22 protein-coding genes are annotated in these 23,553 nt (G+C 48.0%); all 22 read right to left on the bottom strand.

The window, feature by feature from the left end; genetic code table 11:
* Positions 1–32: 32 nt before the first annotated feature.
* The gene (gene prmC, locus HMPREF1152_RS08895; RefSeq protein WP_009643403.1) at positions 33–1,964 is read right to left on the bottom strand and encodes a peptide chain release factor N(5)-glutamine methyltransferase; all 1,932 of its coding nucleotides are present in this window, start codon (positions 1,962–1,964) and stop codon (positions 33–35) included.
* A gap of 16 nt (positions 1,965–1,980) precedes the next feature.
* Positions 1,981–3,300, bottom strand: a complete 1,320-nt coding sequence (gene rho, locus HMPREF1152_RS01985; RefSeq protein WP_009643473.1) for a transcription termination factor Rho — start codon at positions 3,298–3,300, stop codon at positions 1,981–1,983.
* 149 nt (positions 3,301–3,449) lie between these two features.
* Positions 3,450–3,812 carry a hypothetical protein gene (locus HMPREF1152_RS01980; protein ID WP_009643445.1) on the bottom strand — a complete coding sequence of 121 codons (363 nt, stop codon included), beginning with the start codon at positions 3,810–3,812 and terminating at the stop codon, positions 3,450–3,452.
* 14 nt (positions 3,813–3,826) lie between these two features.
* Positions 3,827–5,920 (bottom strand): LTA synthase family protein, encoded by a 2,094-nt coding sequence (locus tag HMPREF1152_RS01975; protein ID WP_009643340.1) that lies wholly within the window; start codon positions 5,918–5,920, stop codon positions 3,827–3,829.
* Positions 5,921–5,926: 6 nt separating this feature from the next.
* The gene (gene rsmA / locus HMPREF1152_RS01970) at positions 5,927–6,847 is read right to left on the bottom strand and encodes a 16S rRNA (adenine(1518)-N(6)/adenine(1519)-N(6))-dimethyltransferase RsmA (protein WP_009643488.1); all 921 of its coding nucleotides are present in this window, start codon (positions 6,845–6,847) and stop codon (positions 5,927–5,929) included.
* 110 nt (positions 6,848–6,957) lie between these two features.
* Positions 6,958–7,548, bottom strand: coding sequence for a ribonuclease M5 (gene rnmV, locus HMPREF1152_RS01965; RefSeq protein ID WP_242822261.1), 591 nt, complete (start codon positions 7,546–7,548; stop codon positions 6,958–6,960).
* Entirely contained in the window at positions 7,508–7,930 is a 423-nt protein-coding gene (locus HMPREF1152_RS01960) for an FtsB family cell division protein (RefSeq protein WP_036380496.1), read from the bottom strand. The genes rnmV and HMPREF1152_RS01960 overlap by 41 nt, the downstream gene beginning before the upstream one ends.
* A gap of 27 nt (positions 7,931–7,957) precedes the next feature.
* Entirely contained in the window at positions 7,958–9,748 is a 1,791-nt protein-coding gene (locus tag HMPREF1152_RS08890) for a M23 family metallopeptidase (protein WP_009643510.1), read from the bottom strand.
* The gene (locus HMPREF1152_RS01950; RefSeq protein ID WP_009643505.1) at positions 9,715–11,082 is read right to left on the bottom strand and encodes a DnaD domain protein; all 1,368 of its coding nucleotides are present in this window, start codon (positions 11,080–11,082) and stop codon (positions 9,715–9,717) included. The genes HMPREF1152_RS08890 and HMPREF1152_RS01950 overlap by 34 nt, the downstream gene beginning before the upstream one ends.
* A gap of 32 nt (positions 11,083–11,114) precedes the next feature.
* Positions 11,115–12,476: a replicative DNA helicase gene (gene dnaB, locus HMPREF1152_RS01945; protein ID WP_009643391.1), complete on the bottom strand. Its 1,362-nt coding sequence runs from the start codon at positions 12,474–12,476 to the stop codon at positions 11,115–11,117.
* A 3-nt stretch (positions 12,477–12,479) separates the two neighbouring features.
* Positions 12,480–12,926 (bottom strand): 50S ribosomal protein L9, encoded by a 447-nt coding sequence (gene rplI / locus HMPREF1152_RS01940; RefSeq protein ID WP_009643372.1) that lies wholly within the window; start codon positions 12,924–12,926, stop codon positions 12,480–12,482.
* Positions 12,927–13,048: 122 nt separating this feature from the next.
* On the bottom strand, positions 13,049–14,851 hold the full coding sequence (locus HMPREF1152_RS01935) for a DHH family phosphoesterase (protein ID WP_009643394.1): 1,803 nt from the start codon (positions 14,849–14,851) through the stop codon (positions 13,049–13,051).
* 23 nt (positions 14,852–14,874) lie between these two features.
* Positions 14,875–16,038, bottom strand: a complete 1,164-nt coding sequence (locus tag HMPREF1152_RS01930; protein WP_009643466.1) for a ParB/RepB/Spo0J family partition protein — start codon at positions 16,036–16,038, stop codon at positions 14,875–14,877.
* Positions 16,031–16,819 (bottom strand): ParA family protein, encoded by a 789-nt coding sequence (locus tag HMPREF1152_RS01925; RefSeq protein WP_009643344.1) that lies wholly within the window; start codon positions 16,817–16,819, stop codon positions 16,031–16,033. The genes HMPREF1152_RS01930 and HMPREF1152_RS01925 overlap by 8 nt, the downstream gene beginning before the upstream one ends.
* A gap of 236 nt (positions 16,820–17,055) precedes the next feature.
* A complete protein-coding gene (rsmG, locus tag HMPREF1152_RS01920; RefSeq protein ID WP_009643497.1) occupies positions 17,056–17,763 on the bottom strand; it encodes a 16S rRNA (guanine(527)-N(7))-methyltransferase RsmG in 708 nt (235 codons plus the stop codon).
* A gap of 1 nt (position 17,764) precedes the next feature.
* Entirely contained in the window at positions 17,765–19,699 is a 1,935-nt protein-coding gene (mnmG, locus tag HMPREF1152_RS01915; RefSeq protein WP_304411930.1) for a tRNA uridine-5-carboxymethylaminomethyl(34) synthesis enzyme MnmG, read from the bottom strand.
* Position 19,700: 1 nt separating this feature from the next.
* On the bottom strand, positions 19,701–21,080 hold the full coding sequence (gene mnmE / locus HMPREF1152_RS01910) for a tRNA uridine-5-carboxymethylaminomethyl(34) synthesis GTPase MnmE (RefSeq protein ID WP_009643480.1): 1,380 nt from the start codon (positions 21,078–21,080) through the stop codon (positions 19,701–19,703).
* A gap of 61 nt (positions 21,081–21,141) precedes the next feature.
* Positions 21,142–22,041, bottom strand: coding sequence for an RNA-binding cell elongation regulator Jag/EloR (gene jag / locus HMPREF1152_RS01905; protein ID WP_009643443.1), 900 nt, complete (start codon positions 22,039–22,041; stop codon positions 21,142–21,144).
* A complete protein-coding gene (locus HMPREF1152_RS01900) occupies positions 22,041–22,790 on the bottom strand; it encodes a YidC/Oxa1 family membrane protein insertase (protein ID WP_009643447.1) in 750 nt (249 codons plus the stop codon). The genes jag and HMPREF1152_RS01900 overlap by 1 nt, the downstream gene beginning before the upstream one ends.
* Before the next feature lie 13 nt (positions 22,791–22,803).
* Entirely contained in the window at positions 22,804–23,037 is a 234-nt protein-coding gene (gene yidD, locus HMPREF1152_RS01895) for a membrane protein insertion efficiency factor YidD (RefSeq protein WP_009643418.1), read from the bottom strand.
* Between the two features lie 2 nt (positions 23,038–23,039).
* Positions 23,040–23,387: a ribonuclease P protein component gene (rnpA, locus tag HMPREF1152_RS01890; RefSeq protein ID WP_009643515.1), complete on the bottom strand. Its 348-nt coding sequence runs from the start codon at positions 23,385–23,387 to the stop codon at positions 23,040–23,042.
* A gap of 24 nt (positions 23,388–23,411) precedes the next feature.
* A complete protein-coding gene (rpmH, locus tag HMPREF1152_RS01885) occupies positions 23,412–23,546 on the bottom strand; it encodes a 50S ribosomal protein L34 (RefSeq protein ID WP_009643474.1) in 135 nt (44 codons plus the stop codon).
* Between the last annotated feature and the right edge of the window lie 7 nt (positions 23,547–23,553).

Below are 23,553 nucleotides of genomic sequence, written 5' to 3'. Positions count from 1 at the left end.
TTTAAAATCATTCTTGACTATTTATCAGATTGCTATGAAGGTATGCCCGGCTTTTCCGCAACAACCACTCTGTTCTTGCCTGCCAGATCCTTGATTATCGCCGCCGGCTTGTAGTAATGTGTCCTCTCGAGCAGGAACACAACCGCCTCTCCTTGGTCATAGCCTATCTCGAGGGCGAGCACTCCGCCGTCCTTAAGGTGAGCGGCAGCGTTATTTGCAATAACCTTATATGCATCCAGTCCATCCTCACCGCCATCGAGCGCCAGGCGAGGCTCGTGATCCTTAACCTCAGGAGCGAGCGTCTCGATTATATCCGACTTGATATACGGCGGATTGCTGACGATTATGTCAAATTGCTCATCAGACCTTAGCGCCGAGAACATATTGCCGAGTGCGAAGCTGCTGCGTTCCAGCACTCCGTTGAGCTCTGCATTTTTCATCGCTGTGGCGAGGGCCTGCTCACTGATATCTGTCATCTTGACAGACGCATCCGGAACCATATGCGCAATCGAAACGCCGATAGCGCCACTGCCCGTGCACATGTCGAGCACGTCCGGATGCTCCAGCTCCATGCCGCCGATGATACCAAGTACCTGATCCACGAGCACCTCCGTGTCGAGACGAGGTATTAAAACATTCTCATTTACACGAAACGGCAGTCCCATGAATTCCTGCACCCTTGTAATGTACTGTAGAGGCATCCCCGAAGCTCTCTCGAGAATCCGCTCCCTGTAGTCTGCCATATCCGACTCGGATAGCAGCTCGGTGTTCCTCGTTATTATTTCGTTGTGGGTAAATCCGGTTACGTAACAAAATATGTCATCCGCATCGCCGTCAGGATTGCTTACCCCTGCAACCTGCAGCTTCTTGCGACCTTCTCTTACCAGGTTTCTGACCATCGCCACGTCTTCATCGTATCTCTTGTTATCGAGAGCATCAAATATCGATTCCTCCGCCTCAGCTTCACCGTCCGCATCACGAGCCTCTGCGCCGGCTGTATCTCCGGAAGCGCTTATAATCCCCGGTTCCAGCTCGCCGAGCACTGCTCGCAGTGAAACGATTGCTACCTCCAGCTGGTCTTCATCCGGTTCTCCGGTGGTCAGCTTCTGCATCATCAAACCGGGCCAGCTCAGTACCTTGATAACCACGTTGTCGCTGCGCCCCGCCCACTTGAGCAGCTCGTAGCTGATACCCGCGATGACCGGCATCAACAGCAGCCTGGATGCAATTCTCCACACCAGATTAGGCCATCCTAGGAAGGAAAAAAGTATCAAACTGATGATGAGCACGAACATGACAAAGCTCGTACCGCAGCGGGGATGCAGCGTGTAGAAGCCCTTTGCATTTTCAGGAGTGAGCTCAAGCCCGTTCTCATAGCAGTGGATGGTCTTGTGCTCCGCACCATGGTACCGGAAGAGCCTTCTGACATCATTCATCTTCGAGATTAGCAGCACGTAGAGAACGAATATCAGCAGCCTCAGGATTCCCTCTGCCAGGTTGAGCAGTATAGAGTTCTTGGTCACGTGCTTGAGCACGTTGACGCTGTACGTCGGGAATATTACGAACACCGCGATTGTGATAAGCAACGAAATCAGTACTGATATAGTGAGCATCACATTCCATGCCGTCCTGTTGCCAAATTTACGATCGAGCCACTCCTCGAGCTTGCTCGAGTCTCCTTCATCTTCAGGCATTGCTTCCTCGAGGATTCTTGTCGAACGCATCAGTGTCTTCATGCCGTAGACCAGCGAAGAGAAGAAGCTGACGATACCCCTGACAAAAGGAACCTTGCTCACCTTAGAAGGTCCTTTCATATCTTCAATTTCCAGCCTTATATCACCGTTTGGAAGTCGCACCGCCAGCGCCTGCTTATCTTCTCCGCGCATCATGACGCCTTCCATTACAGCTTGTCCGCCGATCTTGGTCGGCTTCGCATCCTTGATGAAAATCTTACTGTAGTCCATCGCTCCCTCCGGATTTTTAGAAATTCAGCTCCTTGAGCATAACGTCTACAAAGTCCTTGTTGCACCTTGTATGGCTGAGATTGTCAAGCATCCTCTCCGTGACTTCACCCGGATTTCCGGATGCCATCTCACGGCGCATCATATTCATAACCAAGTACTCGTTATCGTCGAGCAGCAGCTCTTCCTTCCTCGTGCCGGACTTCGCAAAGTCGATCGCAGGGAATATTCTGCGCTCGCTCAGCTGTCTGTCGAGGTGAAGCTCCATGTTGCCCGTACCCTTGAATTCTTCATATATCACATCGTCCATCCTGCTACCCGTGTCCACCAGGGCTGTCGCAAGGATTGTTATGCTGCCGCCTTCCTCGAGATTCCTTGCAGCTCCGAAAAATTTCTTTGGAGCATGTAGCGCTCCGGGATCAAGTCCGCCGGAAAGCGTCCTGCCGGAAGATGGCGTCTCCATGTTGTATGCGCGAGCGAGTCTGGTGATGCTATCAAGCAGTATAACCACATCCTTTCCCTCCTCGGCGAGGCGCTTAGCTCTCTGAATTACCATTTCGGCAACCTTGACGTGGTGAGCCGGCAGCTCGTCAAAGGTCGAATATATTACCTCCGAGCGAGTGAGTGCCCTCTTCATGTCGGTAACCTCTTCAGGTCTCTCGTCCACGAGCAGCACTATCATCTCTATATCAGGATATTTGCTCTCGATGCTGGAAGCTATCTGCTTGAGCAGTACCGTCTTGCCGGCTTTTGGCTGAGCGACGATCAGGCCTCTCTGCCCCTTGCCGATAGGCGCAACCAGATCCATCGCCCTGGTCGCCAGCTTGATACTTGAGTCCTCCAGCACGATTTTCTTGTTAGGGAAGATAGGCGTGAGTCTGTCAAAATGAGGCCTTCTCCTGGCCGTAATCGGTGGCTCCCCGTTAACCTCCTTGACATAGAGCAGTGCCCCGAAGCGCTCGCCCTGATTAGGATGCCTCGAGATGCAGCGAATCTTGTCACCCGTTCTGAGGCCAAACCTTCTAATCTGGATCTGAGACACGTATATATCCTTTTCAGATGTCAGAAAGTTGTTGAATCTGAGGAATCCAAAGCCGCCATCTGCTATCTCGAGGATTCCCTCTACCTCCGGGCGGTCTTCTTCATTTCTCTTGTAGCTATCATCCTGTTCGTCAGCTGCTTCTGCATGATTGACGCCACGCGACTCATTTGTTACATGCGCATGATGTGAAACACGCGAATAATAAGCCTTGTGAGCTCCTTCTTCGGCTGTGTGACTCTTACCGGTGTCAGATCTGTCGGTCGAATCGGCTCTATCGCCGGCTGCCGCACTGTTCACAAGTTCAGCGGCGGCCGATGTGGTAGCCGGCTTGGTTTCCTGCGGCTCTGCCGCCGGCTGAGCCGCAACCGGATTCTTGCGAGGTCTGCCGCGCTTTCTTGCCGGGTTTGCAGGTTCTGCGGCGGCTGCAATAGCTGTCGTCGCAGCTGCTACAGGCGGTATAGTTGTTGAGCTGCTTCTGATACCGCGGATGTAGCAGCGGCCGCCGTATCAGTCGTAGCTGCTGCTGCGGCCGGTGTGGTAACCGCCTTGGTTTCCTGCGGCTCTGCCGCCGGCTGAGCCGCAACCGGATTCTTGCGAGGTCTGCCGCGCTTCCTTGCCGGTTTTGCGGGTTCTGCTGCGGCTGTGGTAGCTGCCGATGCTGTGTTTTCATTAGCGCGCTGACCATCGTGAAGCGACTCTGCCTGAGTCGCCTTTATGCGGTCCTCCGCAGTTGTAGGTTCACTCTTGCGAGGAAGCCTCTTTGCAATTAGTTTTCTACCTGTGGATGAAGGCATAGTTTCTTTTTCCATTGTTCCTCCTGAGCTTACAGCTCTTCATTTCCGCCAATTGTCGAAAGGATTGTTTCATCCTTAGTGTCTATCTGGCTTACACGTAGCTTCTTGACATCCTTAGGGTCGACCTTTTCCTTGAGTCCCAGCAGCGTAGGGCTGAGGTACACGGTCTTGAGGACCTTACCGTCGAGACTGACAGTGCTGTGCTCCGTAAAATTCTGTCCCTTGATGTAGTAGTTCTTACCAATTGACGTGATTCCGTCAATCTTGATTTTCTTGTATCCCATCTTCATGTTAGAACGCGCATATGGGTTCTTGCCGCCAAATACATAGTTCTTACCATACAGCATATCGTATGCAAGCGTCTTGAGATTAGATAGATACGCCTTTGAGTTCCTGTCCGCGGTCTGCTCGTAATCGAAAATTACGCCCTGGTGACTTAGTCCGGCTCTCTTGAGGATGTCCGACGCAACCTCGTATGAAGTTATATCCTTATCCTGCTTCTTGAGTCCGATGTTATCCCAGATTACATATCTGGTCTGATAGAGGTCACCTGTTCCATAATCTCCCTCCTTAACATCCAGCGCCGGGATGTGATCTCCATAGATAAGCACGATAGTGGGCTCTCCGGATTCCTTGATCCTGTTGAGCAGATCTCCGGTAAATTTATCCATCTCATGCATCTCGTTTACATAGTATTCGTACTTCCACTTGGTCGCCTCGTCCTTGGCCTTAACCGTCGTGTAAGGATCCTTGAATACCTGCTCCGTTGGATAAGCTCCGTGTCCCTGTACCGAAATAATGTGAAGCAGATCCCTTGTATCCGACTTGGTAATCATATCCATGATATCGTTGGTCATAACCTCGTCCTTGGCCCATCCGGTTGGCGTCTTGATGATGTTGTTCATATATTCCAGCGAAGTAAAGTTGTCAAACCCCAGCGATGAGTACACCTCGTTGCGGTTATAGAACAACGCTCTATGGTTGTGTAGTGCATGTGTGCTGTAGCCGTGGCTTTTGAGGACATTTGCAAGACTCTGCAGTGACTGCTCCCGCAGCTTACCCTTATACGGGTACTCCCCGGGGCCAAAGAATCTCGAGCTGATACCCGTCAGCACCTCGAACTCAGTGTTGGCTGTACCCGCGCCGCAAGCCGGCACCTTGAACCACCCTGTGGAATAGTTCTTCATCAGATTGGTAAATACCGGTGTCGGATCGTTGGACACCTTGATATTCTTGTAGTCTTGCGCGTATGAGAAGGACTCCAGCTGCAGCACGATGATGTTAGGATATTTCTTAGCATCGTTCTTCTGAGGCAAGGTCGTATTAGTTCCGTTCTTGGTGTTGTTCTTGAGAATCTCCTCGATTTTACTCTTGGAATAATTCCTAGGCTTTCTGATACCCTTGTTAACAGATGTGTTGAGGAAACAGTACGCAAACCCGTAATCTCTATATGCGTAGTTGAGGTTTCCGAAGAATGTGCTCAGCGCTTTAGATTCGATCAGACCAAACGTACTGCTTGCAAATACCATAAACGACGCAGCTATAATTGCTATTTCCTTCTTGTAATTGATGTTGGTCCATTTATAGCAGTTAATGAAATACAGTGCAACTATCAATAGTGCAACGCCAATAATCGCAACCCCTAGAGTAATCTGCGCCTTTGAGTAATACGTAGAGAGCAGCGAGAAGCCGTCCTTTGTATTTTGCATATCGTAGAGAGTGAACGGAGTCATCCGCTTGAGCAGTATTACGCCGTTTACCGTTCCGAGGACGCCCCAGAAAATGCATATCATCAGGAATGCGAATCCGCGTTTTCTGAACATAAGTGCCAGACACATCGTCGTAAAAATCATCAGGCAGTTATATAAGAATATAATCGGGTGCTGGAATAGGAATAGAATTCCGTCGAACACGCCGCTCGTGATGCGTGCAAAGGTTTCTATGTACAGGTTCATTGCAAAAGCCCATACAGCGAGCTTGAGGATATATCTCCTATCGTGTAGCTTTCCGTCGTTGAGCTTCGGCACCTTTTTGGGGAAACGCTTGCGGTATCTATCGTGAACCCTGACCGCACCTCCCTTAATCCTGGCGATTACGCCCTTACAGAACTTTTTAAATTTCATGCTTAGCTATTCCTCCCAGATGGAATTGGATAATTCCGCAAATTCTTCCATCGTAAGCGTTTCAGCCCTTCTCGATGGATCTATATTAACCCTTCCGAGTGCCATCCTGATATCCTCCCTACTGACATCATCGATTGCCTGCAGCGAGTTGAGCAAGGTCTTGCGTCTCATTGAAAACCCCGCCTTGATGCAACGGAAAAATCTATCTTCGTCTGCCACGTCAACGGCCGGCGCTCCTCTCATATCGAGTCGCAGGACGAGCGAGTCCACTTTAGGCACCGGATAAAATGCTTCGCGTGAAACATCGCATATCTTATCCACTGTGCACCTGTAATGAACGGCATATGTAATCGCTCCCGCGAGCTTGGTTCCGGGCTCGGCCAGCAGTCTGTCCCCGACCTCCTTCTGCATCATCACCGTGAGACTTTCAAATTCCGCCTTTGATTCTATCAGCTTGATTATAATCGGCGTAGTTATGTAATACGGTAGATTTCCGACTACTCGGGTCCTCGTCAAATCATGCTTCCGCATAGCGTCATTCACAATAGATTCGATATCCGCTTTGAGGATATCTCCGTGAATGACTTCAAAATTATCATGCAGCGCAAACTTCGTCCGCAGTATTGGAATCAATCTGTCGTCAAGCTCTATTGCAATCACATAGCCGGCAACCTCAACCAGTTCGCTTGTCAACGCCCCTTCCCCCGGTCCGACTTCTATAACCAAAGTCTGTTCATCTATCAGGCTGCCTGCTACTATATCGTCTATTACATTTTGGTCATTTAGGAAGTTCTGACCGAGGCTCTTCGCATGTTTAAAGCCGTGCGGTACTCGGTCGGCTGAGCTTGTACCTGATGCAGATCTCGAGCTGCTGCTGTGGCTGCCGCCTGTCGTGCACCTTCCCCTGTTCTTGGATTTATTTGCCACTTTTTATACCGTTTTCTGTTGTGATATGTACTAATATGTATTAATGCTCTCGTTGATTTTATGTGCTTCTGTGCACGCTTATGAACAATTATCAGCTATGAATCCGAATTTTACAGATGCGTAACGACCTGCTCAAGGTCGGCCCTAGAGATTCCAAACCCATTCAGCTTGCGCAGAAAAGCCTTACCGTTTCCGCAGCCTATACCGAGCTCCGCACCCACACTCTCACGAAGTGTCGAGGATCCCACATATCCAACCAGCTTGAGCTCTGTCAAATCTGCCATGGTTATAGCCGCCCTCCCGGAACTCTCGCTTATACCGTGTACCTTGCTCAAAGCCATGCGTATCGCTTCCGGCGCTGCATTTTCAACGCCAATATCGCCGGCCCTAATTGCCTCGGAACGTGGCATATACGCGTGCAGAGCATTGGGGAACTTTGCGGTCAGCCTGCGCCTGATTTCCTCACCTGAATAGTCCGGATCAGTCATAATGATTATCCCCAGCTCATCATATGCTTTCTCTATGAGAGCCCATGTATCTCCGGTTATGCCAAATCCATGTGTCGCAATTATGAGAGCATCACATGCCTTTGATACGGCATCGACATCATCACGCCCCTCTACCACTATCGCCTCTCGTATATGCAGCTTATCCACCGCTTTATTTGCCTCCGCTTTCACCATTGCTCTTGTCCTTATCATTTGGGAATACAAACAAAATTTCATCCGGATTCACGAGCCGCAGCTGTTTCCGTGCCTGCTCTTCTATATACTCCTTGCTGTTGACGTTCTTAAGCTCTATCTGAAGCTCCTTCTTGGTCTCCTTTAGCTCTCTGTTCTTGAGCGTCAGTCTTCTGTTCTCTAACTCCAGCTTTATGATGTTGCGGACAGATGCCGCGAGCAACAGCAACACCACAGCCGAGATAATCAGATTACGTCTGTTTTTAGGCTTGGAAAGCATCGCAGACAATCTGCGCTTCTTATTCTTCTTATTCTTTTTAGAGCCGGCCCTTGAGCCAGCCTCCTGAGCAGCGCCGGCCACCCCGTCGGATGACCTCACTTCTCTTCTGTTACTCCTGCTCATTTCTTAGAACCTGCCGTCCTTATCTCTCTAGAATATGTAGTTCCACGGATCTACTGCTTGTCCTCCAACATGAATCTCGAAATGCAAGTGAGCTCCCGTACTGCGACCCGTATTACCTACAGCTGCAATTACCTGACCCTTGTATACCTTCTCCCCAACGCTTACGTTGAGCTTACTGCAGTGTCCGTACAGTGTCTCCTGACCGTTGTCATGCTTGATTACCACGCAGTTTCCATATCCGCCGCTTACACCCGACTTAATTACAGTTCCACCGTCAGCAGCGTAGATCGGAGTTCCTGTTGGACAGGAGAAGTCGAGTCCTTCGTGCTTCCTTCCCCATCTCGTTCCAAAGCGCCCGTTGCTGTTGATAACATATGCACTCTTGATTGGAACTGCATATGAACCGCTCGATGCAGTCTTAGGCTTGTCGTTAGTTCCCACCTTGACTATCCTCTTGACAGGCTCAGCTACGACTTCCTTTGTCTTGATACTTCTCTTAACCGTCTTGTCATTTATCTTGGTGATGGTTCCGCTGATGATCTGCCTGCCGTCGACACCCTCCTGTGCGACGAGAGACTCACCCTTATACAGATCGGTAGTTTCCTGATTCTCCGTTTCAAACGGAATAGTTTCGGACATTTTACCTGTCTCTACAATCTTAACCTCCAGCGGATTGACCTTCTTCTTCATGTTTACAAGGTCTCCGGATTTGAGCTTATCTACTGCCTGCGTCGCTGTCTTACCGCTCATGTCCTTGACGTTTACATCATACGCTTTGGCAACGTTGCCAATTGTCTCGTCCGACTTGATGATGTGGCTCAGCTTGATATCTCCGCCGTCGAGCAGTTGCTCCTTTGCCTGCTTCTTGCTCTGCACGCTTGTGAGCATGACATCGAGCTGCTTGACCTCAACCGGCTTTGCGAATTTGAGCTGCTCTATCCTCATACCCTTATCAGGTTGCTTGTAATGAGCCAGAACCTCGTCAACAAGCGAATTCGCCGTACCCTTGGTCTCTACGACCGTTAGCAGCTTGTCATCCTGATAGATGCCATACGCCGACACCTCGATGTCTGTCATATATGTCAGCTTGTTTATAACCGTATCCGGATCGTCGACATCCTTCTCTGCTGCCGAGACTCTTCTAAATGTCACGTTATTATCCGCCACAAACTTGATGCGTGCGCCTCCATTGCTCGACGACATGTGGTCACCCGCAACGTCGAGGAGGCTGACAACCGAATCCTCCGATTTGACATATCCGAGAACACGCCCATTGTACGCATATTCATATATCGTATAGTGCTCCATGGTAAGCAATACACCACACACCAGGATTATAAGCGTAAACAGCCCGCTGACTATCTTGCCGCCGCTACCCTTGTATCTGACACGCATATCGTGATACTCAGTCGCCAAGCTGTATCCGCAACCAATAAAGAACTTATCCGATGCATCCTGTACCCTGTCGTGCAGATTGATTGGCGCGGCTGCGGCAGTCGCAATACCGCGGCACAGCTTGTTCCAGGCCGAAGGCCCCTTTGCGGCCTTAGCTGCTTTCTTGGCTGCTCTAGCCTCGCGCTTCTTCCTGTCCAGCGCTTCGGCCTTGTACTGCCTGGCCAGCTTCTTGGCTTTTCTCTTAGCTTTCTTGGCTGCTTTTGCTGCTTCCTTCTTCGCTTTCTTTTTAGCAGCCTTTGCTTTCGCCTTAGAGGGAGCTTTCGTCTTTGCCGCTTGCTCAACTCCCTGCATGTTATCTATATTTGCAACTTTTCCCTTGTTATCTGGTTTTACTTTTCTTTTATTTGCCTGCTTTTGTTCCATCTATAAGCCTCATCTGCTCTCTCCTGTACACAAGAGCAGCGCCTTCCATCGTCCGTAATTCCGTGGTCCTTACATATCGGACACTTATATTTAACCTCTAAATAATCCTCCGGATACCCGTTAACCGCAAGGAATTCCTTCTTCTGTTCGATTAGCTCCTTCTGCTTTTGAAGCAGTTCGCTTCTCTTATCCCTGCCCATGCTGCCGAGTCCCGTCAACAGCGTCTTCTTGATCTCCGACTCTATGCTTGCAAACTTCCGCATTATCGGCATCTCGGTCTCGAGTCTTTGTTGCTTTTCCTTTTGTTCTCTTACTGCTTTGTCTCGCAGATAAGTATAATACTCTTCAAGCACTCGTTTGCTGATATTGACACCGCCGGATGTCTGTCGGCCTTGACTGCCGACAGCTCCACCCTTCTGCATTCCCGCATTTCCGAGCTTACTTTCTTGCGAACCATTCCGTGCGTTCGACTTGTAGCGCGGTTCGATGCCGCCGGCTTCACGATATTTATTTTCAAGAACTGCATCGACATACCTCAGCGACGGCTCGCGCTTACCTGCCGTCAGCTTGACAGCTTCGAGCACCTCATCCAATCCGAAGCTCAGCTCGTCAAACCAGCGATCCATCAGCTCGCAGTCGCCGGATGTCCACTGACGATTGAATCCTATCTCCTTGAAAATCCTCCCGTACATGAACCGCCGCTTAGCATCCTTCTCGAGCAAGGCCTTTGCGTCAGCCTCCGTATTGCAGCCTTCATTGTGCCAGTTGATAGCCACCTTGTTGATATAACGGATATCCGTGTGTCCGTTGTCACTGCTGTACTTAATCGCATAGGCGTACACCTCCGGCGCGACCCCAAGCATCCCGACAGTGTCCGCAATCTTGCGAGCTTCATTGGAAGGAATGCTCCGGCCGCTTGCGCTCTCGTATACATCGTATAGGTGCTTGAGATCGAGATCGACCACTCTCAAGTCCTGCTCTTCGGAGCTGTCGTCCCCGCAAGCCTTCTTGTGACCATAGAACCTTGAGATTTGGCTGAGGAAAACTACCCTGTAAGAGTCGTCATCCGGCATATACTCTCGTCTGATGACCCCGACGCTCTCCCAGTAGTCCCACGCTGCGTCGATCTCGTCAGGAGTAATGCCGAGAACATTTGCGGTCTTCCCTCTGTCCTCTACTATTCCGTATTTCGCTCGCATCAAGCCGAGCAAATACACCTTCACATAGTCGCCGTTGGCGCTGGTAAAGAACTCGTTAATCATGAGATTCTCTATCTCCGTGCTGTACAGGTAGACATCTTTATTATGTTCTTTAACAAACTCCGTGTCGTTCATGATACTCCTTGAATATGTTGTTTGTGGTAAATTTATACGGTGTGTTCGAGGTTTCCGAACTTCGTATACCTTGCGATCCATGCCAGCCTGACCGATCCTGTCGGACCGCTTCGGTGCTTGGCGATGATAACCTCGCAATTATTTCCTGACAATGTATCAGCCTCTTCATCATCGTTTTGATAATAGTCATCCCTCTTCAGGAACACTACGATATCTGCGTCCTGCTCGATGGATCCGGATTCTCTGAGGTCGGACAGCATCGGACGGTGATCCTTGCGCTGTTCAGATGCGCGAGACAGCTGCGACAGCAGGATTACACAGACATCAAGCTCCTTGGCGAGAATTTTTATACTTCTGGTAATCGCACTGATCTCGTTAGTTCTGTTGTCGCCGCTGTAGCCGAGGGACATCAGCTGCAGATAGTCGATGATGACCAGGTCCAAACCGCTTTTCTCTTTGAGCCTGCGGCACTTGTTCTTCATCTCCAGAATCGAGATTTGCGCAGTATCATCGATATTGAGATTGACATCTTCAAATTTTTCCTGTGCCTCGTCGATGCTATACCATTCGTCGTCTTCAATCGTTCCGTTCTTGATATGCTCCATATCTACCCTAGCCGACATAGCGAGCATCCTCTGTCCGAGCTGCTCCTTAGACATCTCCATGCTGAATACGAGAACCGAGTGCCCTGCCATCGCTGCATTCTCGGCAACGTTGAGCGCAAAGGCGGTTTTCCCCATCCCCGGCCTGGCAGCAAGCACAACAAGGTCGGTCTTCTTGAGGCCGCCCAGCATTTTGTCTATATCTCTAAATCCGGTGGTTATTCCCGGCAGCTGCCCATCGTTCTGGACCAGCTCGTTAATCTCGATTATGTTCTTCTGTAGTATTTCCTGAATAGGCGAGTAGTTCTTGCGTTGCGAAGCTTGCGCAATAGAGAAAATCTCCTTCTCAGCTTCGTCCAGAATCTGCTCTGTATCCATGCTGCCGTCGTACGCGTTCTTACGCATGGTATCGGCCGACTTGATGAGCTTTCTCAACTTCGACTTGTCGATAACCGTGACTGCGTAAAATTTTGCATTTGAAGGATTGATCGCATCGCCGGACAGCCTGCTCAGGTAGGTGATACCGCCGACCAGCTCGAGCTGGTGCACCTTGTTGAGCTCTGACCTCGTCGTCATCAGGTCGATTGTGATGCTCTTGCGGAACATACTCATGAACATCTTGTATATCTCCTGATGCTCCTTGAGATAAAAGTCTTCCGGCTTGAGTATGTCAACGACATCCTGCACCGCGTCCTCGCTGAGCATCATCGATCCGAGAACCGCCTTCTCCGCTTCTATGTCTTTCGGAGGCTCTAAGGCCTCCGACGTCTGACTGTTTATATCATTTGGCATATTCTATTCCTCGGTAACTGCTACCTTGATATCCGCCGAAATCTCTGTATAGAGCTTGACCTCCACCTCGTGTTCGCCAATCTCCTTGATTGGCTTCTTAAGCACGATTTTCTTTTTGTCTATATCCAGCCTGGTCTGCTCCTTGATAGCATCTGCGATGTCCATCGAAGTTACAGATCCGAACAGCTTGCCGCCTTCTCCGACTCGTGTCTTAAGCCGGATAGTTTTGTCCTCCAGAACCTTCTTGACTTGATTGGCCTCCGCCTTGTCCAGAGCAATCTGCGCCTCGTGGTTAGCCTTCTCTCTCTTGATCCTGGCTAGGTTGGAAGGAGTAGCCTCAACTGCAAATCCTCCCGGAATCAAGCGGTTTCTGGCGTAGCCGTCACTAACCTTAACGACATCACCGGCTTTTCCGGCTCCCTTAACATCTTTCTTTAAAATAATCTGCATAACGCCCTCCTTTTCGCCCGTTAAATTCTTTTTTATTTTACTGATTTATGTGTATCCATCCGTTGATTGTTCTTGTTATTCTTGTAAATTCTTTTTTAGATTAACGACACTTTTAAGACTGTTTAATCCTGTGCGGAGCTTTCCGACTCGTCGCTATCTGCGCCCAGGTACTCCGGGATCATCTCCTTGAGCTCGGCAATAACCTCCTCCGGAGACATGTCAACCTGTGCGCCGGCCGAATTTAGATGACCGCCGCCGTTAAATCTCTCCATTAGAACTTGGACATTAACTTCGCCCAGCGACCTGGCGCTCACCACGGTCTTGCCCTTGTCATTTCTGCCTGCTGCAAATGATGCCTTCACACCCTTGACCATCAGCAGCTCGTCAGCGACCTGCGCATTGATAATCTGCGCATCTGTCGAATAGCCTTGTGATATAGACAACGCAGCGCCTTCGTCCATATACTCAGCGCCGGCAACAGCTTCCGCCCTCATCTGGAAGGCTGTAACTTCAGATTGGAAGAAACGCTTAACCTCTGTCGTATCAGCGCCTACACGCCTCAGCCACGCAGAAGCCTCAAAAGTCCTCACGCCTGTTTTGATTGAATATCTGTTGGTATCTACCGTGATTCCGGCCAGCAGCGCCTCCGCCTCAAACTTATTGACAATCTTCTTGTTGGATGTGTACTGGATAATCTCAGTCATCAGCTCGCTCGCAGATGAAGCATATGACTCCACATATGACAGCGTCAGATTCTCAATCGAGTCGTCGGACAGCCTGTGGTGATCGATAACCACAATTTTATCAGCCATATCGAGAAGCTCCGGGCATTCAACCATCCCAGGCCTATGTGTATCAACGACGATGACGAGAGTCTTATTATCGCACATCCCGATGGCCTTCTCGCGGTCAACGATCTCGTAATTTTCAGTCGCCTTGGCCTGCTTGTAAATTGCCTGCAGCGCCTCGTTGTACTCCTCGATTACGATGGCAGCGTCCTTTTCCAAGAACTTTGCGATCTTGTATGCACCTATCGCAGAGCCGAAGCAGTCCATATCCGGCCAGCGATGACCCATGACGATTACATTAGAGCTCTCACGCACCAGCTGCTTAAGCGCATGTGCTATAATTCTCGACTTGCCCTTGTTGTTCTTCTCCATCGACTGCAGCTTGCCGCCGTAGTAGTGTGTCCTGTCACCGTTCTTGACCACCGCCTGATCTCCGCCGCGACCCATAGCGAGGTCGAGCGCAGCCTCAGCAAGCTCCGTTGTCTCCTGCAGACTCTTAACTCCCATACCCATACCGATACTCAGGCTGACAGGAAAATCGTCCTTAGTCCGGATTGCTCTTATGTCGTCCAAGATCGAAAATCTGCTCTCGATAATGTTATCCGCATCTCTTCTGTATAGAGTTGCCAGATACGAATCCTCGCTGATGCTCTCGATTGCAGCATTATTTGACTCCGCCCACTTGTTGAGCAGCTTATCAACCTCGGCCGGAACGGTCATCTTGCTATCTGACGGAGAGTTTGAAATCAGCTCATCGTAGTTATCAATGCTTACGTACATCTGACAGATGTGTTCTTCGCGGTAATTCGATCGCAAAGACTCGCGCTCTGTAACATTGGCGAAATACACGGTTATGATTCCGTCATCTCTCTCCTTACGTCCGGCGCTGAGCACAAACACCTGCTCGTTTCTTTTAATTCTTACCTCTTCGCCGCTTTCTTTTGCTGCCTCGAGTTCCTCGAGCTTAGTTCTGGTTAGCGCAAAGAAATTTCCGTCAATGATGTCGTCATATGCAAAAACATTCTTAATCAGAGCGTTTGCATATACGACTGTTCCTTCTCTATTAACCATACACGCCGGTACCGGCAGGCTCTCCAAAAATTCCGAGCCGGGTATACTTCCTGCGTTGTTGTTCATAAATTCAATACTCCTAACTTCGGCTATTCGATACCCCTTAGCATATCAATCAGCCTATTTAGTTCGTCCAGACTGTAATATTCAATCTCTATCTTTCCAGTTGACGCCTTTCCGCTTATGTTGACTTTAGTTCCAAACAGCTTTCGTAATTCATCCTCTACTGCGATAATTTCTGAGTTTATAGGTTTGCGTCTTTTCTTGCGCTCCGGTCTCGCATCGTCTTTGACCTTTTCCGCCAGTCGCTCAGTAGCTCTTACAGAAAGACCGCTTCTGACAATTTTGTCGCACACCTCCAGCTGCTTCTTCTCATCCTTAATTGTGATAATTGTCCTTCCGTGTGCTGCAGAAATTTTGCCACTCACAATCATGTCCTGAATTTTTTCGGGTAGCTTCAGCAATCTTAATGAATTTGCGATATATGCTCTGCTCTTACCAAGCGCATTTGACACCTGCTCTTGAGTGAATTCAAACCTCTTAATCATCTCATTGAGACCCTGTGCCTCTTCGATAGCATCGAGGTTCTCTCTCTGCATATTCTCGATGATTGCAACTATCATGTTCTGCTTTTCATCAAAGTTCCTGATTATGCAAGGCACCTTCTTGAGTTCAGCAATCCTTGCAGCTCTCCAGCGTCTCTCCCCGGCCACAAGCTCATATCCGTTTACTGTCGCTCTTACGATCAAAGGCTGGATCACGCCGTTTTCCTTTATAGAATTGGCAAGCTCCTTTAGCCTGTCTTCGTTGAAGGTCTTTCTTGGCTGATCCTTATTAGGCTTGATATCGTTTATATCCAAATACAGAACACGATCTTCGTAGTCGTCAGACTTAAGGTCTTCGAGGTTAATAATATTTCCATTTATATCAGTTGCTTTGGATTTGCTGCCGTATCTAACTCTATCACTACCCTTCAGGTCATTCCCCCCGTAGGATGCGGGCGTTTTGTTTTTATTTTTCTTAGAGACTTTATCTGAAATATTACTTGCTGCGACCTCGCTTACAGCAATCTTGCCGGCTTCATGTCCGAGTCTCGATCTTCCTCTGTCTCCCGTAACATCATCTATCGCTTCCATCAGCTTGATGTCATCGATGTCTGATCCCTCTTCTTCAAGGTCTTCTTCGAAAAGAGGAGCTGCATCTGCGAAGAGTGCGTCGAGGCCTCTTCCTAGACCACCTTTTCTTTTAGCCATTTTCCTTCTGTCTCCTCTTTTCTCTTTCCAGGAACTCCTGTGCAAACTTGTTGTATGCTTTTGCCCCCGCCGATGACGGATCATACTTTACAATCGGCATGCCATAGCTTGGAGCTTCAGCAAGTCTGACATTTCTGGGTATTACGGTTGAGAATACATACTTGCCGAAATATTTCTTAACCTCCTGTACTACTTGAATTGCCAGGTTGGTTCTTCCATCGAACATGCTGAGAATTACACCCTCTATCTGAAGCTCCGGATTCATATTCTTCTTAACCAGATCGACAGTACTCATCAGCTGACTTACTCCTTCCAGAGCATAGAACTCGCACTGAATCGGAATGAGTACGCTGTCCACAGCGGTCAGCGAGTTGATTGTAAGCAGCCCGAGCGAGGGTGGACAATCTATGAATATATAGTCGTATTCGCTCCTTACCTGTTCTATTGCCTTCTTAAGCCGTCTCTCTCGTCCTTCAATATTAACTAGCTCTATTTCAGCGCCTGCCAGATCGACGCTTGCCGGAATGATGTCGAGATTTGCTGTCTTGGTCTGGAGGATAGCCTTGTGGACATCATAGTCCTTATTAACCAATACGTCATATAAAGTGCTGGTCAGCTTTCTCTTCTTTATCCCTATTCCGCTAGTCGTATTTCCCTGCGGATCTATATCAATGACTAGAACCTTCTTGCCTTGGACAGCGAGGCAGGCACTCAGGTTTATATTGGTCGTTGTTTTACCAACTCCGCCCTTTTGATTAAATATTGCTATTGCCTTTCCCATATAGGTCTCCTTTTTGAGAATTTACTGCCCCTATTATATAATATTGCGGTATTTCTATCTAGGCTTCTGTTCTATTTACTTCGTAGATTTGATGAGTTTTTAGTGAATTTGTTGAATGATGTTTCACGTGAAACAATATGTAGTGTTTGCTAAAAATGTTTCACGTGAAACAAATACGAAGTCAAACGGGTTCTCAATAGCAACCACAATCAGCCCAACTGCACACCTCTCTATTTCTAACGAATAGGAGATTTTTTAGCCGCACCCGCTTTCCTGGGAAAACGTTTAGGTGTATGAGCAACCTTTTTCACAAGCAACAGGCAATGTCCGGATATATATGCGTTCTTTAAAGAAGGCTTCTCTATCCTATCGAGCTTACCACCTAATATAGAAATTGCCCTTTTAGCCACATCAAACTCGTCCTCTGCACCGTCACCTTTATAAGAGATAAAGTATCCACCCTTCCTGACAAGAGGCAGACACAATTCCGACAATACATCCAGAGATGCGACAGCTCTGGACACGCAGATATCCGCCTTCTCTCTGTATGCAGGATTCTGACCCATGTCCTCCGCCCTGATGTGCAAAAGTTCAATATTATCTATGCAAAGCTCTGCAGCGAATTGCTCTATTATCTTGAGTCTCTTATTTAGAGAATCAGCAAGAACAAACTTCTTATCCGGATTGGTAATTGCAAGCGGAATCCCGGGAAAGCCTCCTCCGGTTCCCATATCTACAACAACCTCAGCAGCCTTGAATTCATCGCAATCATTACAGGTGAGCGAATCCAAAATATGCTTTTCAAGGAATTCGTCCTCCTCTCTGACCGCAGTCAAATTTATATGCTCATTTGCTGCTAAGATTTTGCCCATATAGGCAAACATCTTAGCAGTCATCTCCTCGCCGTATTTCTGCTTCAATTCGGAGATTATAACATCCTTCATACTATGAGTCCTTGCGCCTTTCGTTGCTTCGCCTTTTCTTTTCCAGATATATGAGGAGCACATTAATATCTGCCGGGGATACACCGCTGATCCTACTTGCTTGTCCTATGTTGATAGGTCTGATATCTGTCAGCTTCTGTCTCGCTTCAAGTCTAAGTCCATTGATTTCGTTGTAATTAATATCTTCTACAAGCCTTCTGCTCTCCAGCTTTTTCATCTTCTCAACCTGAGCAAGCTGCTTATCTATGTATCCCGCATACTTAATTCTGACCTCAACCTCATAGCGCTCTGCTCTATTCAATTCAGGTCTGGTATCATCATCTATAGATTCCAGAGCAGCATAGGATATCTCCGGGCGCCTAAGCAGATCATAGAACGTAATATTATTATTTGTCACCTCATTGCTGCCTTCAGATGCTAAAAATTCATTAAGCTTACTAAATTCAGTATACTTATCCTTCAGCCTAACAATCTCTTCATCAACGTTTTTTTTCTTGGCTAAATATCTCGAATATCTCTCATCAGTTACAAGTCCATACTCGAATCCCACCTCTGTCAAACGGCGATCCGCATTGTCCTGTCTCAAAATAAGCCTAAATTCCGCTCGGGACGTCATCATTCTATAAGGTTCCATAGTACCTTTAGTCACCAAATCGTCGATCAGAACGCCAATATAAGCCTCGTTTCTTCCAAGAATCATCGGATTCTTCTGCTGAAGCTTACGAGCAGCGTTCATTCCAGCTACAAGCCCCTGTGCAGCAGCCTCCTCGTAACCGGAGCTTCCGTTAAACTGACCTGCACAAAACATGCCCTCGATCAGCTTGCTCTCAAGGCTTGGCTTTAATGTGGTAGGATCTACGCAATCATACTCGATCGCATATGCAGGTCTAACGATTTCGGCGTGTTCAAGTCCGGGAATTGTATGATAGAAAGCCTCCTGTATATTCTCCGGCAAGCTTGATGACATGCCCTGAATGTACATCTCTTCAGTATCAAGCCCCTCCGGTTCGACGAACAGCTGGTGTCTCTCCCTATCCTTAAATCTGGATACCTTATCCTCAATCGAAGGGCAGTATCTAGGCCCGACACCTACGATATTACCGGAGTACATCGCCGAACGCCCTATATTTTCAAGAATTATCCTGTGAGTCTCCGCATTTGTATAAGAGAGCCAGCACTCTATCCGGTTGGAACCGATCTCCCTTCCCTCATTCATAAACGAGAAAGGAATTATCTCCGCATCGCCTTCCTGGCGCTTCATCCTGTCATAATCGAGAGTCGAAGCGAGCATGCGAGCCGGCGTTCCCGTCTTGAATCTGCGCATAGGAAGTCCGTATTCGCGCAGTTTACCCGCAAGCACAGTAGAAGGCGCAAGTCCGCCGGGACCACTGCTGTAAGCGCTATCACCGATAAACACCTTACCGCCGAGGAAGGTTCCCGTGCACATCACGACAGCCTTGCCCATGTATATTGCATTTGTCCGTGTTACGATTCCATGAATCGCCCCGTCTTCAAGGATCAGATCAACGACCTCCGCCTGTTTTAGCTTAAGGCGTGGTTGCTTTTCAATGGTTTTCTTCATCTCAAGATGATATTTGGTCTTATCCGCCTGCGCGCGCAGTGAATGAACAGCAGGCCCCTTGGAAGTGTTGAGCATCTTGCTCTGAATAAATGTCTTATCTATATTCAGTCCCATCTCGCCGCCGAGAGCATCTATCTCGCATACGAGATGTCCCTTGCCGGTGCCACCAATCGAAGGATTACAAGGCATCATAGCCACAGACTCGAGGTTCATCGCGAGCAGCAGCGTCTCGCAGCCCATCCTTGCAGCAGCTAACCCCGCCTCACATCCTGCATGACCGGCACCTACAACGATTACATCGTATTCTCCCATCACACTGTGTTTATTTGAATTTTTCGCGTCCTTCAAATTCATATCATTTACCCAGGCAGAACTTCGAGAACACCGTATCCAGTATCTCCTCGCTCGCCGTTTCACCTATAATTTCGCCCAGTATCTGAAAACTGTCATGCACCTCAATCTCAGCAACTTCAAGAGGTTCCCTCATCTCCAAAAGCTCGATTCCATGTACGAGAGCTGCCTTTGCCCTCACCAGCGCATCCTTATGCCTCTCATTGGTGACAATATTTCCTCCGTCACTCTTTATAAATCCTCTTGCCAAATTCCTCTCGATCGCATCACGCACTTTTCCGATACCCTTGACAGTCTTCACGGAAGTATAAACTATATCACCAGTATCGCAGCCAATAATGCTTTTCAGCTTATCAATATCGGACTGAGCCGCAGTCATCCCCAGATCTTCCTTGTTGATAACCAGCATCACTTTCTTATTCGCTACGTGCTCAGCTATCTCGAAATCCTCAGCAGCCAACTCTGTGCTGCCATCTGCTACCATCACGACCAGATCCGCTTCTTCTATTTCATTCTTGGAGCGCTCGATACCAATCTGCTCTATCACATCATCAGTATCTCTGATACCGGCAGTATCGACCACAACAATAGGATATCCGCCAATCGAAGAACTCTCCTCAATGGTATCTCTGGTAGTTCCGGGTATATCGGTAACGATAGCCCTGTTTTCGCCGAGAAGCCCATTCAGGAGGGATGATTTGCCGACATTTGTACGCCCCACGAGGGCAATCTTGATACCTTCTCTGGCAATCTTGCCAAATTCAGAGGATTTAATCAGTGATTGCAAGCGGTCATTCTGTCTCTTAAGCTCTGTGATGAACTCATCGCAGCTAACCTGCTCTATATCCTCATCGGGAAAATCAATATTGACAGCCATCTGAGCGAGGACGTCCTTGATGTTATTTCTAATCGCAACTATCTCCTGTCCAAGACTCCCGTTAAGCTGATCGGATGCTATGCTGAGAGGCTTCTCACTCCTTGCTTTTATAAGATCAATAACAGCTTCAGCCTGCGACAAATCGAGCTTGCCGTTAAGAAAGGCAAGCTTGGTAAATTCACCGGGATCTGCAATTCTTGCACCGGCTGAGATAGCACTCATAACTATGAGCCTCAACGATACATTGCTGCCGTGAGCCTGAAATTCTACAACATCCTCGCCGGTAAATGTATGAGGTGCGCGCATGTAAATGCATATCATCTCGTCGATGACATTTCCCGAAGCATCCAAAGCGTGACCATAGTAAACGTGACGAGGTTCAACCTTATCCGGACATTCCTTGAACACAACTTTCATAATATTGAGTGAACCCGGTCCGCTGACGCGAACTATACCTACTCCGCCCTCACCCAAAGGTGTTGCAATCGCAGCAAAAGTATCTGCCATAAATTCTCCTGCCTTACGAAAAGTTGACGAAAAGAGCCCATCTATGATGGGCTCTCCGCTCTTATTTCTTCTCGATTATAACTCTTCTATAAGGATCCTTCCCCTCACTCCTGGTTATTACACTGGGATGATTCTGAAGTGTCGAATGAATTACCTTGCGCTCGTAAGGGTTCATAGGCTCAAGAGTAATCTTTCTCTCGGAACGCTCCACCTTACCGGCAAGCCTATTTGCAAGAGCAACGAGAGTCTGCTCTCTCTTAGCTCTGTAATTCTCGGCATCCATTACCACTCTTGTGTATCCGCTGTTCTCCTTGTTGACAACGAGACTAGCCAGATACTGAACAGCATCGAGGGTCTGTCCTCTCTTACCTATGATAGTTCCGGTATCATTACCGGAAACATTTACATAGATTAAATCCTTGCCTTCCTTAACTTCGAAATCGAGGTCAATGCCCATCTCTTTGGTGATTTCTCGTAGGAATGCCTCAACCGGATGATCCTGTACCGAAGTGAGCTTGTCAACATCAAGAAGTAGAGTTGCTTCGTACTTTTTGTACTCTCTCTTGCTTCTCTCTCTGCTCCTCTTAGGCTTGGAGAATTTCTTATTCTCTCCCCGCCTTGCATGCTCGCTGGCACGAGCATCTTCAAGCTCTTCCTCTTCGTACTTGTCATACTCTTTCCTGATCTCATCAGGAACAACAACTGTGTTGTTCTCAGGTAGACCGGCGAGTATTCTATCTATATCATCGAAAGTTGCTTTTTCCTTATGTGCCTTATCAGCACCGTCATTCTTGGGAGTAACTCTCACTTTAGCAAGTTTCGATCCTATTCCGAGGAATCCTTTGCTCGACTCCTCGAGGATTTCAACGTTGACTTCATCTCTGGTGAGTTTGAGTTCCTGAAGCGCAAGCTCAACGGCTGTGTCGACATCAACTCCCCATTTCTCTGAAGCTCTCATCATTATCCTTTCATCCTTGCTCTCTTCATCTTCTCAAGCTGCTTCTCTGCGCGTTTTCTCTTTTCTTCAAGCTCCTGCTCTTCCTTAAGCTTAGCACGGTACTTGTTCATCCTGATATTCAAGAATATCTGAAGGAACTGGCCACCTGCCCAGTAAATAGCAAGTCCGGCCGGATAAGATCTGGCAAGCCAAAGGATACTGAGCGGGAAGAAATACTTCATAACTAAGTTCATGGACTTAGCCTGTCCACCCATCATATCGTTTTGACCTGTAAGCTGCTGAGTCATAGCAAACGAGAAATACGTCGCTATAGCCGCCGCAATCGGAAGAATCCACAGGTCCGGCTGTCCAAGATCCTTAATCCACAGAAATGACTGGTGAACCGCAAAAAGCATCTTATCATCAGCTATATATTTCATTGGATTTCTAAGAAGAGTGAAGAGTCCCATGATGATAGGAAACTGAATAAGCATCGGAAGGCAACCACCCATAGGGTTGAATTTCTCTTCCCTGTATAATTTAGTCATCTCTTCATTGAGCTTCTCTTTATCGTTCTTGTACTTCTCCTGTAAAGCCTTCATCTTAGGCTGCAGCGTAGACATCGAAGCTGTAGATTTAATCTGCTTGAAGTAGAGAGGATAGAGGATCAGCTTAACGAGTACCGTCAGTATTATCAGTGAAATACCATAGTTACCAACCAGATTGTATATAAAGGTCAGTAGGTAACCCAAAGGCACCGCAATAATTCCCATATTCCGTCCTTTCTTATCTTAGAGGATCATATCCACCTGGATTGCCCGGATGACATCTGAGTATTCTCTTTATTCCCAGGTAAGTACCCTTGAAAGGGCCGTACTTCTCCAGCGCCTGTATAAAATACGTGCTGCATGTAGGATAAAACCTGCATGTAGGCGGGAATAAAGGTGAGACAAACTTCTGATATCCTCTTATGATAATTATCAATATTCGTTTAATAATTTCTTTGAAAAGCTTTATCATTTTTAAAGCCCTTTGCTGTCTAGAAGATTTGCCGCACGTAGAACCCCGTACATTGACCTTCTAACTTCATCACACTTGTGACCATTGATAGAATTTCTAGCTATAAAAACAACATCATATCCGTTTCTTATTCGACGATTGAGCAGCCTATATGATTCCTTCATCAGCCTTCTTGATCTATTCCGTTTAACACTGTTGCCAACCTTCTTACTGGATACATATGCAATCCGCGAATACGGCAGATTGTTCTTCCTATAGATAACAACCATGAACCTCGAGACCTTAGATTCACCTTTATTATAGGCGAGCTTGAAATCTTGCTGTTTCCTCAGTGTTGACTTTCTGAGCATGATCACATCACTTTCTGTCAGCTGTTAAGCTGTGAGTTTCTTTCTTCCTCTTGCTCTTCTCCTCTTGAGAACCTTTCTGCCACTTGCAGTTGCCATTCTCTTTCTGAACCCGTGCTCCTTAAGTCTCTGCCTTTTCTTAGGCTGGTAAGTTCTTTTCATTGCCATT

This window comes from Mogibacterium sp. CM50 (assembly GCF_000293155.1).
Lineage (GTDB): Bacteria > Bacillota > Clostridia > Peptostreptococcales > Anaerovoracaceae > Mogibacterium > Mogibacterium timidum.
Note: the sequence above shows the minus strand (reverse complement) of the source record. Positions and strands in the feature narration are given on the sequence as shown.

Bases quoted from the DNA above. Each gene is read 5' to 3' on its own strand.
- prmC (WP_009643403.1), bottom strand. From the start codon at position 1,964: ATGGACTACAGTAAGATTTTCATCAAGGATGCGAAGCCGACCAAGATC.
- HMPREF1152_RS01980 (WP_009643445.1), bottom strand. From the start codon at position 3,812: ATGGAAAAAGAAACTATGCCTTCATCCACAGGTAGAAAACTAATTGCA.
- HMPREF1152_RS01975 (WP_009643340.1), bottom strand. From the start codon at position 5,920: ATGAAATTTAAAAAGTTCTGTAAGGGCGTAATCGCCAGGATTAAGGGA.
- rnmV (WP_242822261.1), bottom strand. From the start codon at position 7,548: ATGATAAGGACAAGAGCAATGGTGAAAGCGGAGGCAAATAAAGCGGTG.
- HMPREF1152_RS01960 (WP_036380496.1), bottom strand. From the start codon at position 7,930: ATGAGCAGGAGTAACAGAAGAGAAGTGAGGTCATCCGACGGGGTGGCC.
- HMPREF1152_RS08890 (WP_009643510.1), bottom strand. From the start codon at position 9,748: ATGGAACAAAAGCAGGCAAATAAAAGAAAAGTAAAACCAGATAACAAG.
- HMPREF1152_RS01950 (WP_009643505.1), bottom strand. From the start codon at position 11,082: ATGAACGACACGGAGTTTGTTAAAGAACATAATAAAGATGTCTACCTG.
- dnaB (WP_009643391.1), bottom strand. From the start codon at position 12,476: ATGCCAAATGATATAAACAGTCAGACGTCGGAGGCCTTAGAGCCTCCG.
- rplI (WP_009643372.1), bottom strand. From the start codon at position 12,926: ATGCAGATTATTTTAAAGAAAGATGTTAAGGGAGCCGGAAAAGCCGGT.
- HMPREF1152_RS01935 (WP_009643394.1), bottom strand. From the start codon at position 14,851: ATGAACAACAACGCAGGAAGTATACCCGGCTCGGAATTTTTGGAGAGC.
- HMPREF1152_RS01930 (WP_009643466.1), bottom strand. From the start codon at position 16,038: ATGGCTAAAAGAAAAGGTGGTCTAGGAAGAGGCCTCGACGCACTCTTC.
- HMPREF1152_RS01925 (WP_009643344.1), bottom strand. From the start codon at position 16,819: ATGGGAAAGGCAATAGCAATATTTAATCAAAAGGGCGGAGTTGGTAAA.
- rsmG (WP_009643497.1), bottom strand. From the start codon at position 17,763: ATGAAGGATGTTATAATCTCCGAATTGAAGCAGAAATACGGCGAGGAG.
- mnmG (WP_304411930.1), bottom strand. From the start codon at position 19,699: ATGAATTTGAAGGACGCGAAAAATTCAAATAAACACAGTGTGATGGGA.
- mnmE (WP_009643480.1), bottom strand. From the start codon at position 21,080: ATGGCAGATACTTTTGCTGCGATTGCAACACCTTTGGGTGAGGGCGGA.
- jag (WP_009643443.1), bottom strand. From the start codon at position 22,041: ATGATGAGAGCTTCAGAGAAATGGGGAGTTGATGTCGACACAGCCGTT.
- HMPREF1152_RS01900 (WP_009643447.1), bottom strand. From the start codon at position 22,790: ATGGGAATTATTGCGGTGCCTTTGGGTTACCTACTGACCTTTATATAC.
- yidD (WP_009643418.1), bottom strand. From the start codon at position 23,037: ATGATAAAGCTTTTCAAAGAAATTATTAAACGAATATTGATAATTATC.
- rnpA (WP_009643515.1), bottom strand. From the start codon at position 23,387: ATGCTCAGAAAGTCAACACTGAGGAAACAGCAAGATTTCAAGCTCGCC.
- rpmH (WP_009643474.1), bottom strand. From the start codon at position 23,546: ATGAAAAGAACTTACCAGCCTAAGAAAAGGCAGAGACTTAAGGAGCAC.